Origin of the sequence: Rhodomicrobium sp. R_RK_3, from assembly GCF_002198715.1 — a bacterium.
Lineage (GTDB): Bacteria > Pseudomonadota > Alphaproteobacteria > Rhizobiales > Rhodomicrobiaceae > R-RK-3.
The window spans coordinates 31,561-46,665 of record NZ_MWLK01000016.1; the positions used below are offsets into that span (position 1 = coordinate 31,561).

At 66.7% G+C, this 15,105-nt stretch carries 13 protein-coding genes; 3 read left to right on the forward strand and 10 right to left on the reverse strand.

Annotated features, from left to right (window positions below; all coding sequences use genetic code 11):
* Nucleotides 1-151: 151 nt before the first annotated feature.
* Nucleotides 152-1,039: an alpha/beta hydrolase gene (locus BLEFHOIH_RS08525; RefSeq protein ID WP_088344388.1), complete on the reverse strand. Its 888-nt coding sequence runs from the start codon at nucleotides 1,037-1,039 to the stop codon at nucleotides 152-154.
* 203 nt (nucleotides 1,040-1,242) lie between these two features.
* Between BLEFHOIH_RS08525 and BLEFHOIH_RS08530 the strand changes: the two genes are divergently transcribed.
* Nucleotides 1,243-2,766, forward strand: a complete 1,524-nt coding sequence (locus BLEFHOIH_RS08530) for an altronate dehydratase family protein (protein ID WP_088344390.1) — start codon at nucleotides 1,243-1,245, stop codon at nucleotides 2,764-2,766.
* A gap of 14 nt (nucleotides 2,767-2,780) precedes the next feature.
* Here BLEFHOIH_RS08530 and BLEFHOIH_RS08535 read toward each other — a convergent pair whose 3' ends face one another.
* The 8 genes from BLEFHOIH_RS08535 to BLEFHOIH_RS08570 all read right to left on the reverse strand — a co-directional run bounded on the left by BLEFHOIH_RS08535 (nucleotide 2,781) and on the right by BLEFHOIH_RS08570 (nucleotide 10,883).
* Nucleotides 2,781-3,464, reverse strand: a complete 684-nt coding sequence (locus BLEFHOIH_RS08535; RefSeq protein WP_170937062.1) for a 4'-phosphopantetheinyl transferase superfamily protein — start codon at nucleotides 3,462-3,464, stop codon at nucleotides 2,781-2,783.
* A 4-nt stretch (nucleotides 3,465-3,468) separates the two neighbouring features.
* Entirely contained in the window at nucleotides 3,469-4,239 is a 771-nt protein-coding gene (locus BLEFHOIH_RS08540; protein WP_088344394.1) for a DUF899 domain-containing protein, read from the reverse strand.
* Between the two features lie 42 nt (nucleotides 4,240-4,281).
* Nucleotides 4,282-4,812: an SRPBCC family protein gene (locus BLEFHOIH_RS08545; RefSeq protein WP_088344396.1), complete on the reverse strand. Its 531-nt coding sequence runs from the start codon at nucleotides 4,810-4,812 to the stop codon at nucleotides 4,282-4,284.
* On the reverse strand, nucleotides 4,809-5,177 hold the full coding sequence (locus tag BLEFHOIH_RS08550) for a metalloregulator ArsR/SmtB family transcription factor (RefSeq protein ID WP_088344398.1): 369 nt from the start codon (nucleotides 5,175-5,177) through the stop codon (nucleotides 4,809-4,811). Before BLEFHOIH_RS08550 ends, BLEFHOIH_RS08545 begins: the two co-directional genes overlap by 4 nt.
* 64 nt (nucleotides 5,178-5,241) lie before the next feature.
* Complete coding sequence (locus tag BLEFHOIH_RS08555; protein WP_088344400.1) at nucleotides 5,242-6,201, reverse strand: antibiotic biosynthesis monooxygenase; 960 nt, start codon at nucleotides 6,199-6,201, stop codon at nucleotides 5,242-5,244.
* Complete coding sequence (locus tag BLEFHOIH_RS08560) at nucleotides 6,198-8,948, reverse strand: molybdopterin cofactor-binding domain-containing protein (RefSeq protein WP_088344402.1); 2,751 nt, start codon at nucleotides 8,946-8,948, stop codon at nucleotides 6,198-6,200. The genes BLEFHOIH_RS08555 and BLEFHOIH_RS08560 overlap by 4 nt, the downstream gene beginning before the upstream one ends.
* Nucleotides 8,945-9,760: an FAD binding domain-containing protein gene (locus BLEFHOIH_RS08565; RefSeq protein ID WP_088344403.1), complete on the reverse strand. Its 816-nt coding sequence runs from the start codon at nucleotides 9,758-9,760 to the stop codon at nucleotides 8,945-8,947. Before BLEFHOIH_RS08565 ends, BLEFHOIH_RS08560 begins: the two co-directional genes overlap by 4 nt.
* 13 nt (nucleotides 9,761-9,773) lie before the next feature.
* On the reverse strand, nucleotides 9,774-10,883 hold the full coding sequence (locus BLEFHOIH_RS08570) for a hypothetical protein (protein ID WP_245296925.1): 1,110 nt from the start codon (nucleotides 10,881-10,883) through the stop codon (nucleotides 9,774-9,776).
* Between the two features lie 277 nt (nucleotides 10,884-11,160).
* On the opposite strand from BLEFHOIH_RS08570, the gene BLEFHOIH_RS08575 reads away from it, so the two are divergent.
* Nucleotides 11,161-12,321, forward strand: coding sequence for a YncE family protein (locus BLEFHOIH_RS08575; protein WP_088344405.1), 1,161 nt, complete (start codon nucleotides 11,161-11,163; stop codon nucleotides 12,319-12,321).
* Nucleotides 12,322-12,372: 51 nt separating this feature from the next.
* Here BLEFHOIH_RS08575 and BLEFHOIH_RS08580 read toward each other — a convergent pair whose 3' ends face one another.
* Nucleotides 12,373-12,825: a hypothetical protein gene (locus tag BLEFHOIH_RS08580; protein ID WP_088344407.1), complete on the reverse strand. Its 453-nt coding sequence runs from the start codon at nucleotides 12,823-12,825 to the stop codon at nucleotides 12,373-12,375.
* A 467-nt stretch (nucleotides 12,826-13,292) separates the two neighbouring features.
* Between BLEFHOIH_RS08580 and BLEFHOIH_RS08585 the strand changes: the two genes are divergently transcribed.
* Nucleotides 13,293-15,074: a GGDEF domain-containing protein gene (locus BLEFHOIH_RS08585; RefSeq protein WP_170937063.1), complete on the forward strand. Its 1,782-nt coding sequence runs from the start codon at nucleotides 13,293-13,295 to the stop codon at nucleotides 15,072-15,074.
* Nucleotides 15,075-15,105: the final 31 nt, after the last annotated feature.

Below are 15,105 nucleotides of genomic sequence, written 5' to 3' on the forward strand. Positions count from 1 at the left end.
TTCGTGAGTCGGCCATTGAGTCCGCAATTCCTCACCCGGCGCACTTCGCGCGTCACCCTCTCCCCTCGGAGAGGGTGGGCTGCGGCGAGAAGCAGCCGTGTTGCTTCCGGCCAGGATGATCCCGGTCCAGCGACCAGGGCGGCGGCGCTAATCACTCGATGCGCAGGTGCCGCAGGATGGCGGCGGCGACGGCCTGGGGGGCTTCGCGCTGCGGGAAATGGCCGATGCGGTCGAGCACCACCCGCTCATAGGGACCGCTGAAAAGCCCCTCCTTGCCCGCGGAGCTGGCGGGATCGTTGCAGGGGTCGCCGCCGCCATGGATCATCAGGGTCGGCACGGCGATGGTCGGATCGGCGCGCAGCCGCGCCTCGATGCCGGCATAGCGCGGATCGCCCTCGGCATGGCCCCAGCGCACCCGGTAGGAATGCAGCACGACATCGGCCCAATCCGGGTTCTCGAAGGAGCGCGCGGTCTCCGCGAAAACCGCGTCCGGGAAGCGCCAGTTCGGGTTCCAGATCTCCCAGATATAGCGGGTGAAAGCGGCGCGGTCGTTGCGGAGGAGATCGGCGCCACGGTCCAGCGCAATGTACCAGTGGTACCAGTAATTCTGCACCTGCTTCAGCGGCAAGACCTGGTCCGGATCGTTCGTCCCCCAGCCGACCGAAATGGCGACGCAGAAACCGATGCGCTCCGGCGCCAGCGCCGAGGCGATATAGGCCGCCCGCGCGCCCCAATCATGGCCGATGACAGCGAAACGGCTAAGCCCGAGGGCGTCGGCCAGTTCGATCACATCCTGGCCGAGCGCCGCAAGCTGCCCCGACCGCATGGTGGCGGCATCGCGGAAGCGGGTCGGCCCATAGCCGCGCAAATACGGCACGTAGGTGCGGTGCCCGGCGGCGTGCAGCGCGGGCAGAACGCCGTCCCAGGTCCGGGCATCGTCCGGCCAGCCATGCAGCAACATGACCGACGATCCGGCCTCCGGCCCGGAGATTTCACAGCCGATCGAAAGCGTCGGCGTCTCGAATTGGGTCACGGCCATGGCAACTCCGCAAAGCTTCGGCTTCCTACCATCTATGCCGTCCGCGCCTCGCCGGGCAAGCCTGCGCCCGTTCGAGTTGTAGCGATCGACGTTGCCGCATCCCCCGCGACGGCCCTGGCGCGGAGCGGCGGCGTCTCATATTGTGTTAACCATGAGGAAACGACATCATGCCGGGCAACACGGCAAACCGAGGCATTGAATCCATGGCCACCAGCGCGCCGCGCACCGTCCGACTCCATTCCGAGGACAATGTCATCGTCTGTCTCGACCAGGTCGCGGCGGGCTTTTCCGTCGAAGGCATCAGCGTGGCTGGCCGCATCCCGCGCGGGCACAAGCTGGCGACGCGACCTATCGCCAAGGGCGAGCCGGTGCGCAAATTCGGCCAGATCATCGGCTTCGCCAGCCAGGACGTGGCACAGGGCGCGCATGTGCACGAGCATAATTGCGGCATGGGCACGTTCGAGCGCGACTATGCCTTCGCCGAGGACAATGGCTGGACGCCGCCCTCGCTGGAGGGCTTGCCGACGACGTTTCAAGGCTTTCGGCGCCGGAACGGCAAGGCCGGCACGCGCAATTACATCGCCGTGCTGACCAGCGTGAATTGCTCGGCGACGGTTGCCCGCCTCGTCGCCCGCGCCGCCAACGAAAGCGGCTTGCTCGACGCCTATCCCAATGTCGACGGCGTCGTCGCCTTCACCCATGGCACCGGCTGCGGCATGGCAGCGAGTGGCGAGGGCTATGAGCTTTTGCAGCGCACGCTGTGGGGTCATGCCGGCAACCCCAATGTCGGCGGCGCGCTGATGATCGGGCTCGGCTGCGAGGTGTTCCAGATCCCGCGCCTGATGGAAACCTATGGCCTGAAAGACAGCGAGAGTTTTCGCCAGATGACCATCCAGGCGGCCGGCGGCACGCGCAAGACCATCGAGCGGGCGCTCGCCGTGATCGGCGAAATGCTGCCGATGGTGAATGCGGCGGCGCGCGAGCCGATCCCGGTTTCGGAGCTGAGCGTCGGCCTGCAATGCGGCGGCTCGGACGGCTATTCCGGCATCTCGGCCAACCCCGCGCTCGGTTTCGCCGCCGACCTGCTGGTGCAGGCGGACGGCACCGCGATCCTTTCGGAGACGCCGGAAATCTACGGCGCCGAGCATTTGCTCACCCGCCGCGCCGCCGACCGTGCCGTCGGCGAGGATCTCGTCAAGCTGATCCGCTGGTGGGAGGACTACACGTCGAAACTCGGCGGCGACATGAACAACAATCCCTCGCCCGGCAACAAGCTCGGCGGGCTGACGACGATCCTGGAAAAATCGCTCGGCGCGGCGGCCAAGGGCGGCACCTCGCCGCTGACCGGCGTCTACCGCTATGGCGAGCCGATCACCCGCAAGGGTTTCGTGTTCATGGATTCGCCCGGCTATGATCCCTGCTCGGTGACGGGGCAAGTGGCCTCGGGCGCCAATTTGATCGCCTTCACGACGGGGCGCGGCTCGGCCTTCGGCTACCGGCTGGTGCCCTCGATCAAGCTCGCCACCAACAGCGAGATGTACCGCAACATGACCGAGGACATGGACATCGATTGCGGCGAAGTGCTGGACGGTTTGCCGCTCGAGGCCAAGGGCCGCGAGATTTTCAAGATGCTGGTGGACGTCGCCTCGGGCAGCCGCTCGAAATCCGAACAGCTCGGCTATGGCGACCATGAATTCGTCCCCTGGCAGATCGGCGCGGTGATGTAGGCGGGCGCGGCTGGTCAGATCGCGAGAAAGGTCAAAACGCCGTCGTCCACGAAAACATAGCGCACGCCGAAGGATGATGACGGGGTCAAGTCCCGCAGCGCCGGGTAGCGGTCCGGGGAGATCGACAGGGTGATGGCGCCGGGCGCGCAGGCGGTGATTTCGGCGGCGTGGAAGTCCATGAACAGGCGCAAACGCGGATAGATGGCCTTGTACAGCGCCTCCTTCGCCGAAAAGGCCAGCGTCAGAAACGAGGCGAACGCCATGCCGTGGGGGGCAAGCGCTAGCTCGGCGGCGGTTACGATCAAGTCGCGGAGGGACCCGGCGCGATCGGCCGGCATGACCGTCTCATAGTCGAGCCCTAATCCGGCATGGAGGCTTGCTGGCGCGGCGACGGCGGCGGCGTAGCCCTCGCCATGGGTGATGCTGCCGGTGAGGCCATCGGGCCAGGCCGGGCTGCGGTCGGGCCGGATCGGCACTTCGGCGCGGCTCCCTGTCAGCCGCTCGATCGCCCGCCCGGCGCAGTAGCGGCCGGCAAGGAACTCCGCCTGCCGTTTCGGCACCGCCCGGGCGAGCGATGCCGGCAAGGCGGGCAGGTCCGGAGCCGGGCTGGTGCCGTCCAGCCGGAAGTCGCAGCCGCAAAAGGCGACGCCCTCCGGCAGAAAAGGCGCCGGCCCGGTCCGCTCGGCAATGCGTATCATCGGTTCAGTCCCGGCCGTATTCGTCATGGCGGCGCCACCAGACGCCCGCCCCCTCGTTGCGCCCCTTGGGTGCGCGGTCGAGCCACGGATACATGCCCCAGATGGCGTCAACGCCGCGCGAATAGGTCGAATAGGTGTGATAGACGGCACCGTCCTCGCGGGCGAAGGCGCTCATGCCGGGCCGCTCGCGGACATAGTCGGCGACGCTGGTTCCGGCCATATTGGCGAAGGAGGCGACCGCCGTGCCCGCGCCGTCCGCGCCGGGTTTAAGCGCGCCGCCGCCGCTTTTGTAATTATAGGCAACGGTGCCCTCACGCTGCTGCTCCTCGGTGAACGAGACATTGTAGTCGAAATTGAAGTCGCTGCCGAAGGACGACGCCCAGGGAAAGCTCCAGCCCATCCGCCGCTCGAATGCCTGCAGCTTGGCGAGCGGCGCCCGCGACACCGCCGTGAAGGCCACGTCATGGTTTTCCAGATGGACGGCGATGCCGTTGAACCCGTCCGCGATCGCCGAGCAGGACGGGCAGCCCGCCTTGTAGTCCGGCCCGAACATGAAATGATAGACGAGAAGCTGCGAGCGCCCGCGAAACAGATCGGCGAGCGACGCGCTCCCCTCGTCGGTCTCGAAGCGGTAGGCTTTATCGACCCGGACCCAGGGCAGCGCCTGCCGCCGCCGCGCGACCTCATCGCTGCGCCGGGTCAATTCCTTCTCTTCCTTAAGCAGCGCGATCCGGGCCGCGAGCCACTCGTCGCGCGATACGACTTGATGCTGCATGGTGAACCTCCTGTTCGTTGATGCTCTTTCGCGGCGCGGCGGTCAGGCCCCCAGGCGCCGCTCATATTCGGGCCGCAGCCGCGTCCATTCATCCCAGAACGGCTCCGGCTCCTGGCCCGTCGCGCGGGCGACGAGGACGTCGAGATGGGCGTGCCAGCCGGCGCTGACATTGGTCAGGGTGGTGCGGTCGGTGACGCGGCGATGGGTGATGGTCAGCAGCACCTGATCACCCTCCGGCTCCAGCTCGAAGGTGACGCCGCCGGTGCTGCCCCATTCGATGGCGAGCTTGCGCGGCGGGTCGAGCTCGGCGATCCGGCTTTGCAGCCGGTGTTCCTCGGAATGGCCGGGCGGGCGCCGGCCGCCGCCGGTGAGCTCGTCATTGCGCCAGACGAACTCGAACGGCGCGCCGACGCTCATCTGCATCTCGCCCGCCGCCAGCCATTTGCGGCGCAGCTCGCTCTCGGTGAGATAGGCCCAGATGCGCTCGATCGGACCGGGCAGAAGCCGCTGAATCTTGAAGGTGGCGGGCTCGATCAGCGCGCCATAAGGGTCCGGGCTTGCCGGGACTTTCATGTGCCATCTCCTTGTTTAGGGGGCGAGGACCGGCTGGCGTCCTCCTCGCGCAGGAGCCGTTCGAGAATGTCGAGGCGCCCGGTCCAGAAGCGCTCATAGGCGCTCAGCCATTCATGCGCGCTGGCGAGCGGCCCGGGGTCGAGCCGGCACAGATGCGTGCGCCCACGCACCTCACGCCGGATCAGGCCGGCAGCCTCCAGCACCTTGATGTGCTTCGAGGCCGCCGCGAGCGAGATCGCGAACGGATGCGCAAGCTGGCCGACCGTCCGCTCGCCGCCAGCGAGGTCGCGCAGCATCTGGCGCCGCGTGGCGTCGCCCAGCGCGTGGAAAACGGTGTTCAGTTGGGGTGCTTCTAATTCAACCATAAGGTTGAATGTAGCGGGGCGGATTGGAAGAGTCAACCGATTGGTTGAATCTCTATGATCTTGCTCAGGACAGCCACCAGAACGCCAGCAACATCGCCGCATAGAGCGCGACGACCAGGATCGTCCCCGCGATCTCGATCACCCGGTGCGAAGGCTGAAGCCACCAGGCAAGGCGCTCGCTGGCGCGGGGGACGAGGACGCTCAGCAGCAGCACGCTGACCGTATTGCCGATGAACAGGGCTATGGCGAAGGGCAGCCCGAAGAGACCGATCAGCACGGGTGCCTGCACGAGGCTGCCAAACAGGAACACGATCGGGTAAAGCAGCAGCAGAACCAGCATGTTCTGCTTCCAGGCGGCGGGAGGCGGCGCGCCCGTATTGGCGGTGGTGGGAAACCATTGGTCGAAGCCGGTGCGGGCGATGCGGGCGTGGAATTCCTCGGTGAAGGCGCTCGCCTCCTCCAGCAGTTTTTGCCGCTCCGGCGAGGCGAGCCAGCGCTCGAGATTGGCCTCGGTGTCGAAGCGCAAGATGGCCAGCCAGTCGTCCTGCACGCCGGGGACGGGCGGCTCGAAGCGGTAGCCCTGGAAGCCGGGCGCGCGCGACTGGGCAGCGGCGATGCGCATTTCCCAGGCGCGATAGGCGGCCTCGCCGCCGGGCTTGATCCGCGTCGAGATGACGGCGGAGACGGGCGCGGGCAGCACGCCCCCGCCGCTGTCGTTGACGATGTGGATGTCGTCGGTGCCGAGCAGCATCGGCGCGGCGCCCTCGATGCGCTTCAGCCGTGCCTCCGATTTCAGCCAGCCGAGCGCGGCGTCGGAGCTGGTGAAGCGCTGCAGGATCACCCAGTCGGCCTGGGCGGGCGGGCTCGGCGGCATCACCGTCTGCTGAATGAAGCCGGGGAATTTGGCGATGATGGCGCTGGTCTCGTCCTGCCAGGTGGCGAAAGGTTCGAACGCCTCGGCGCGCACGCGGGTCTGCGTGACGATGGTGACATTCGTGCTGGCGGGACGCTCCATGACATTCATGCGTGCGGCGCCAGTTTTGCGAAGATGCGGTCCGGCAGCAGCGGCAGATGCGGGAAGCGCACGCCGGTCGCATCGGCAAGCGCGTTGGCGATGGCTGGGGCGACCGGGTTGATCGCGCATTCGCCTTGCGATTTCGCGCCGAGCGGGCCGATGCGGTCATAGGTGTCGGCGAAGAAGACCTCGGTCGGCGGAACGTCGGCATAGGAGGGGATGCGGTAATTGCGCAGCGCCGGGTTCACCATCCGGCCTTCGGCGTCGTAGACCATCTGCTCGGTCAGCGCCCAGCCGATGCCCATGGCGATGGAGCCCTCGATCTGGCCCCGGCACTGCATCGGGTTGATGAGGCGGCCGATATCGGCGCCGTGGACGCTGTGCAGGATGCGGATCTCGCCGGTTGCGCGGTGCACCGCCAGCCGTATGCCCTGCACGTTGAAAGCGACCGAGCGCAGCGACAGATAGGATTTGCGCTTCGCCTCGAAATGATGCCCGGCCCTGGTGCCGATGGCATAGAGCTCGGCGAGCCCTACTCGTTCATTGCCGCAGATGACGGCGTTGTCGTCGAGACGGCAATCGGCGCCGGTATGGCGGCGCGCGAAACCGAGGATGCTGTCGCGCATGGCCTCCGCCGCCATCCTGACCGCCTGCCCGGCGACGACGGTGCCGGTGCTGGCGAAGGTGCCGGTGTCGTAGGGGGCGAGGTCGGTATCGGCATTGACGATGGCGATGCGGTCGGCGCGGGCGCTGAGCAGCGAGGCGGCGATCTGTCTGTGCGAGGTGATGGAACCGTTGCCCATCTCGGTCGAGCCGACGGCGAGGTGATAGCTGCCGTCCGGCAAAAGCCGCATCTGCGCGCCGCTGCGGTGCTCGGTCGGCGGCCCGCATTCCAGCATGGCGAGCGCGACGCCCGTGCCCTCGGCCCATTCCTCGCCCTCGGGCTTTGGAAGGCCGCCGCCCTTCGCCAGCGCGCCCTCGACGAAATCGAGGCACTGGTCGAGGCCGTAGCTGCCGAAATCGACGTCGGACGGGTCGTTCCAGGCCGATTCGATCCAGTCGCCGGGCAGGATCATGTTCTTGCGCCGCATCGCGAACGGATCGATGCCGAGCAGCCGGGCGAGTTCGTCGATGGCGCACTCGATGGCGAAGGCGGTCTGCGACGAGCCATAGCCGCGAAAGCCGCCGCCCGGCACCATGTTGGTGTAGACCGCGTAGCCCGCCGCCTTCTTGTTCGGGCAGCGATAGGCCGTCATCGGCCCGCCGAGCGAGGCCCCCAGCGTCTCGCTGGCATGGCCGCCATAGGCGCCGGTGTTCGAGACCACATGCAGCTCGATGGCGGTCAGCGTGCCGTCGCGCCGCGCGCCGAGTTTTACGCGGGTCGTCATCTGATGCCGGGTCGTTGCGCCGATGAACTGCTCCTCGCGGGTGAATTCCCATTGCACCGGGCGGCCGGTCTTCAGCGCCGCCAGCAGGCACAGGTCTTCGGAAATCATCTCCTGCTTGCCGCCGAACCCGCCGCCGACGCGCTCGGTGAAGACATGCACGTCGCTGGGTCTGAGGCCGAACAGATGGCACAACTTCTGCTTGGCGATGAAGGGCGCCTGCGTGCTGGTGCGGATGTGGACGCGGCCATCCTCGCCTTGCCAGGCGATGGAGCCGTGCGTCTCCAGATGCACATGCTGCACGCGCGAGGTGGAATAGGTCATCTCATGCACGGCGTCGGCGGAGGCAAAGCCCTCGGCGACGCTGCCGATCTCGCCGTGGATGTCGGCATAGATGTTGCCGCGCTCCTCGCCGCGCTCGTCATGGATGCGCGGCGCGCCCGGCGCCATCGCCGCGACCGGATCGAACACGGCGGGCAGGATCTCATATTCGACCTCGAGCAGGCGGCAGGCGGCTTCGGCGGCGGCCTCGGTCTCGGCAACGACAGCGGCGACGCGCTGGCCGGCGAAGCGCACCACATTGTCGAGCATGTAGCTGTCGTCGGGATCGACCAGATGGTCCTCATGCGTGGCGGTGCTGTAGAGGCGGCGCGGCACATCCTCCCAGGTGAAGATCGCGGCGACGCCCGGCACCGCCATCGCCCTGTCGCGGCCGATGGCGCGGATGCGGGCATGGGCGTGCGGCGAGCGCAGCACCTTCAGATGCAGCATCCCCTCCATGGCGACATCCATGGTGTAGCGCGCCTCGCCGGTGACGATGGCATGGGCGAGCGGGCTCGGCACGCTGGCGCCGCAAGCCTCGCCGGCGATGTCCTCGGCGATCTCGGCGCGGCCGTGCATCGCGTCGGCGATGGCGCGGTAGCCGGTGCAGCGGCAGAGATTGCCCTTCAGCGCCTGCGGCATGTCTTCTTTCTGCGCATCGGTCAGCGCGGCGCAGGTCATCATCATGCCCGCCGTGCAGAAGCTGCATTGGAAGGCCTGCGCGCCCAGAAACGCCTGCTGCACCGGATGCAGCGAGCCGTCCGGCGGGGCAAGTCCTTCGACGGTTGTGACCTCGCGTCCAGCGGCGCGGAAGGCGGGCATCAGGCAGGAATGCACCGGCGTGCCGTCGAGCCAGACGGTGCAGGCGCCGCAATCGCCCTGGTCGCAGCCTTTCTTGACGCCGAACACGCCGCGCTCGCGCAGGAAAGTGCGCAGGCATTGGCCGGGCTGAGGCTCGGCGAAATAAAGCTTGCCGTTGATGGTGTAGCCGTTGCGCGGGGCGTCGGCGGTAGGCGCCGGTTGCGGCTGATCGGCGGGGGTGTGGTTCATGCCGCCGCCAGTTCCGCCCGGATCTGCTCGGCGAAATAAAGGGTGAGGTGGCGCTTATACGCCGCCGAGCCGTGCACGTCGTTGAAATAGCCGTCCGCCGGGATGCGCGCGTCGATGGCGCGCCGCAGAGCGGTGGCCGGAGGCATTTCGGGGAAGTAGAACTGGATCGGGCGCGGCGTCGCGGCGGTGATGGTCAGCAAGAGATCGCCCTCGCCTTGCGTGCCGACGATGAGCGCCGCCGACCGCCCGAGCTTGGTCATCGAGGCATGGCGGAAGGCGAAGCGCTTCGACAGCGCCGACGCCGGAAGCAGGATGCTGCGCAAGAGCTCGCCCGGCGCCAGGATGTTGGCATTGTCGCCGGTGACGAAATCGACCGCCGCCACCTCGCGCGGCGCACCGTCCCGCGGCCAGAGCGTGTAGACGCCTTCCAGCGCCGCCGTCAGCGAGATCATCGGACCGGCAGGCAGCGACATGCAGATATTGCCGCCGACCGTCGAGGCGTTCCAGATCTTGAACGAGGCGAGGAAGGCGTTGCAGCAATCGCGGATGAGCGGAGCCGCGCGCCATTCGGGCGGGGCGCTGAAGGCGAACAGCTCGGCGATATGGCAGGTCGCGGCGATCTCCAGCCCCGATGCGGAAGGCGTCAATGCCGGCCAGCGCAGCCCTTGCAGGTCGATCAGCGTATCGGTGCCGAATTGCGGCTCGGAGAACAGCCAGGTGCCGCCCGCCAGCCAGGCATAGCCGGGCCGCCACTGGGTGATCTGATCGGCCGATTGCGGGCGCTTCACCTCGGTGATGGTGTTGAGGTTCATGATGCGGCGGCTCCTAGGGCAATTCGGAGATCGAGGTCGGGCCCGGCCCCGGCGTCACCAGCGTCGGCCATTGGTTCGAGCCGAAGGGGACGGCGGGCGGCAGGAAAGCCTTGGTGCCGCGCTTGTCGCTTTCGGCCTGGATGGCGGCGCGGGCATCGCCGCCCATCAGCTCGTAATCCATCAGGTGGTAATTGCCGAAGAACAGCGACCCGACCGAGCGGTCGGCGATGATGCGGGTGAGCGAATCCAGCATGTCCTCGGGCGTCGTGGTGAACGACACCGTCTCGATCAGCATCAGCCGGCTGTTGATCGCCTCGGGGCCGAAAAACTGCGCCAGCACGCTGAACAGCACGTTGTTCTGCCGGGCCACGTAGATGGTGTTGCTGGCCGCATAGGTCTTGTCCCAGTCGGGGCCGAGCATCGCCTTCCAGTCGGTCAGCACACCCATCCAATGGGCGACCTGGGTCTGAGCCGCCCAGGCGACGTTCAGCTTCAGGAACGGCGCCTGATGCCTGGAGAAATCGGCCAGCTCGGCGAAGCTGACGACGCCCTGATCCAGGGCGGCGTCCATGAAGGCGATGTTGTTCTGGAGGATGACGCGGTTGTTCTCGCGCCAGTCCTCCGGCATGTCGGTCAGGCCGAGGCCATCCAGCGCCGACTGCATCCGGCTGCGGTAGGCCAGCATCGAGGCGCGCCAGGACTGGTTGTCCGGATTGTCGAGATAGGGGCCGACCACTTGCGTCAGCGCCATGGTGGCGTGGCCGACCGATTTCAGCAGTTGGTAGGCGATGGGGACGGGCGGCGCGTCGAGCGGGGGCTGGCCGGGGCGGTAGAGGATGAAGCGGCCTCCGGCGCCCGAGAACAGCGCCAGGATGACCGGGTGCTTGGCGAGGATGTTGGCGCGGAAAACTTTCGCCGCGTCGCCATAGAGCTCGAACATGACGGTATTCAGCGCCAGCACGTTCTTGGTCGCCGTTTCCTCGGGGCTCGATTGGGTGAGGCCGGCAATCGGCTCCATGAAGTCCGGCAGGGTTTCGGCGGTCGCTGATCCGGGGGCGGCAAGAATCGTCATCGTGGCCGCCATGGCATGGAGGCAGCGCTTCAGGATCGTCTGGCCTTGCATGGCGTTCCTCCGACAGCGTCATGCATCTGCGGGCCGAAGCGGTTAAGAAAGCTTTCCGCCGGAGCGCGCCGGCGCAATCGCGCCGCGTCCCTTGCAGGTTGTGGTTGCGCGGGCGCTAATAATTATTGTCAAACACCACTATTCCGAGCACGCTCGCAAGTACTGCCCCCGCCGGACCTCAGTCGGCATCGCGCCCTCATCGCCTGCCGTGTTAAGCTAAGCCGCCGCCGCGCGTCGAGAGCGCGTGTAATGCGGCAAACATTGGGGAGGATTTGCTATGCGATCCAAGCATTTGACCGGCTTCGCCGCCGGGCTTTTCGTGCTGTCCGCCTGCATTTGCGGCGCCAACGCCCAAATCGCCGTCTCGGCCAATGACGGCCGGGCGACCTTGAACGACGGCGCCAATGCGGTGGTCGATCCGCCCGTGCCGGACAGCGTGACGCTGATCGATCTCAGCGCCATGCCGCCGAAAGTCATCGCCGAGATCGCCGCACCCGCGAGCGTCGTCGGGCCGCCGACCAGCGTCGCCGTTTCGCCCGACGGATCGATCGCCTTGGTGAGCGCGGCGACCAAGCTCGATCCGGCCGACCCGAAAAAGGTGGTGCCGGATAACCGCGTTAGCGTCATCGACCTGAAGGCGACGCCGCCGGCCGTCACCGCCACCCTCGAATCCGGCCCCGGCGCGGCGGGCGTCGCCATCCATCCGAGCGGCAATCTGGCCCTGGTCGCCAACCGCAATGAAGGCACCGTCTCGGTGTTCACGATCGTCGGCGGCGCGCTTACGGCCGGGCCGAAGATCGCGCTGGGCGACGCCAAATCCGGGCCGAGCGGCATCTCCTTTACGCCAGACGGCAAGACAGCCCTAGTCACCCGCGACGGCGATCACAAGATCTCGGTGCTCACCATCGACGGTGGCAACGTGGAGGCGTCGAAGCGCGAGCTGAGCGCCGGCATCCGGCCCTATGGCGTCGACATCAGCGCGCGCGGCGACGTGGCGGCGGTCGCCAATATCGGCACCGGTTCAGGCGATGCCGACACGGTCAGCCTGATCGACATGAAGGCCAGCCCGCCCCGCGTCGTCGAGACCTTCACGGTCGGGCAGACGCCGGAGGGGCTGAAGATGTCGCCGGATGGGCAGTTCGTGGCGGTGACGGTGATGAACGGCTCGAACAAGCCCAAAGCCTCGCCCTTCTTCAACGACAACGGTCTCGTGGTGATCCTGTCGGTGAACGACACGAAGCTGGCCAAGGTGGCGGAGGCCAAGGTCGGACACTGGTGCCAGGGCGCCGCCTGGAGCAAGGACGGCAAAACCGTCATCGTGCAGTGCATGATCGAGCGGGAATTGCAGATGTTCGGCTTCGACGGCAAGGACCTGAAGCCGGTCGGCGCCATCAAGCTGAAGGCAGGGCCGGCGGCCATCGCCACGGCGCAGCGCTAAAGCCGGCGCGCCACGCGCCGCTGTACGGCGCGTGGCCTCGTCGAACGAGCTCTACCGGGTAACCGGGTTGCTGTTCCGCAATTGAGGAACCTCGTAGGTCCTCGGCTCCAACGGTCCGACATTGGGCGACGTTCTCCCCGGCATAGCCGGAGCCGCCCTCTCCTGGATCGGCGGCATGTAAGGCGTGCGCAAACCCCGATCGATGCCATTGGGGCGGACCTGGCGGGCCTGCGGTCTCGCGCGGGCCTGAGCCTCATTGTAGAAAGGCTTGGCGCGGGACTCCCCGAGCGTGTTGCCGGTCTGCCCGATCGCATTGATGTCGCAGCTATTCATCGCGTTGAGATAGCTGTCCGTGCACCGCAGGCTGGCATTGTTGTCAGGGGCGGTGCGTTCGCAATCGTCGCGCTGGAGCTCGGCTTGATTATCGCAGAGTTGCACATTCTGCGCCGAAGCAAGCGTCGCTGAGAAGCCTATCGCGATTGCGGCGAGATATATTTGTTTCATACAGATTACGTGGTCATCGCGCGCGGCGCTCGCAACCCGCGGCCATGATCTGGCGCTGCATCAGGCGCTGGTCGGGTAATAATCCCTTCCGGCGGGAGCGGGATTTCCTGATTCGGGACAAAAAGCGCGTGTATCTGTTCCACGATGCTACAGCAGCGGCAAGAGCGGCGCAGACCATCAAATTTTTGTGCTTCTCAACTGCCCCCCGATGGAGGCGCCGCCGGAGCGGCACTGAAAACGCTTCCACCCGATTGTTGAGCGATGCGCGAGGTTGCGGCCTGCCGCGACGACCGCGCAATTGGCACGCTGCCGCGGCCCGGTTCCGACAATCTGCCGCCCCGGGTTAAAGCACTCTTATCCCTTGTCTCGCTATCGTTCTGGTCGAACTGCGATGTTGGTGGTGCGTAATGCCGTTCTCAACGCCGGAGAGTGAAACGCTCCCGCCGGCGCCAGCGATTGACCAAACCGTGGACGAAGGAGCGCATAGCGAAGCGCTGCGGGAGATCTGCGCCATCGCCTCGGCCGTCATGGAGACGCCGATATCGCTGGTCTCGATGCTGCACGAGAAAGACCAGCGTTTCGCGGCCCAGATCGGCCTCGAACTCGGGGAGTCCTCGGGCGGCATGGCGTTTTTCAATCAGACCATGCTGACCCCCGAGGCGACGCTGGTCGAGGACGCGGCCGCCGATGCGCGTTTTGCCTCCAATCCTCTCGTCACCGAGCCGCCCCATGTCCGCGCCTATGCCGGCGTGCCGCTCGAGGCCGAGCCGGGGACGCCGGTCGGCGCGCTTTGCGCCATCGATTTCGAGCCGCACGCCTTCACCGACGCTCAAATCGCGCTCCTGACCAAGCTCGGCGCCGTCGCCAGTTCGGTGCTGCACATGCACCGGATGCGGCTGGAGCTAAAGGAGGAGATGGCGGCTAGGCATCTGCGCGAGCAGGATCTGTGGGACGCTGCCCATTGCGACAATCTCACCGGCCTCGCCAATCTGAAGCAGTTCCGCGAATTCGCGACCGCCATCCTGGACCGGCAGTCGCAAACGCGCGGCTGCGCGCTGATCCTGCTCGACCTCGACCATTTTAAATCGGTCAACGACCGCTGGGGCCATGCCGAAGGCGACGTCTATCTGCGCCGCGTCGCCGGGCAGCTCACCCTGTCGGTGCGCAAGCAGGACCTGGTGGCGCGGATCGGCGGCGACGAATTCGCCATCCTGCTCACCGACATTGACGGTCAGGAAGCGCCGCGCCGTTTCGCCGAACGCATCTTGAACAACCTGCACGGCATCGCCGAGATCACCGGAAATCCCGATCTTGGCCGCGCCAGTCTCGGCATCGCGCTGGCGCCGCTGCACGCCAGCACCCTCGACGACCTCTACCGGTGCGCCGACGCCGCGCTTTATGCGGCGAAAACCACCGGCCGCAACGTCTGCCGCCTCTATATTCCGCGCCTCGACAGGCGCTCGGCGAACCCGGCGAACATCTCCCGCGAATATCGCAGGGCGCTCGAGGCCCGCGAATTCGTGCCCTATTACCAGCCGAAATTCGACCTGAAGACCATGACGCTGGTCGGCTTCGAGGCGCTGGCGCGCTGGGACACCAACGACGCCGGCGTGCTCGCCCCGGCCGATTTCCACGGCCTGTTCGACGACAAGGAGCTGGCGCCGCTGCTCACGCGCTCGATGCTGATGCAGATGACCGCCCATCGCCAGGCCTGGCAGCATACGGGACTGGATTGCGGGGTGCTCGGAATCAACGCCTCGGCCGCCGATTTCCTGAACGAGGATTTCGCCAGGGAATTCCTCGGCGTGATCGCGGACCACCAGCTCAGACCTCAGGATTTCATCCTCGAAGTCACCGAGCAGATCATCCTCGAAGACAAGGACACCAGGCTCTTCGACATGCTGAAATTTTTGAAGAAAGCGGGCGTGCTGATCGTGCTCGACGATTTCGGCACTGGCTATGCGGGGCTGAAGCATCTCAAGAACTGGCCCGTCGACCGCATCAAGATCGACCGCATGTTCGTCCGCGACTGCCTGGAGGATGCCCGCGACCGCGCCATCGTCGACGGCATCATCAAGATGGCCGGAGCGCTTGGACTCGGCGTGACCGCGGAGGGCATCGAGACCGCCGAGCAACTGGCGCTGCTGCAAAGCATGAATTGCGAGATGGGCCAGGGTTATCTCTTCGCCCGTCCCATGCCGGCGGCCGAAGTGCCCGACTATGTCCGGGAATTCCGGGTTTGGCATTGATCGCCTGGGCGGCGCCTTAACCGGCGACGGC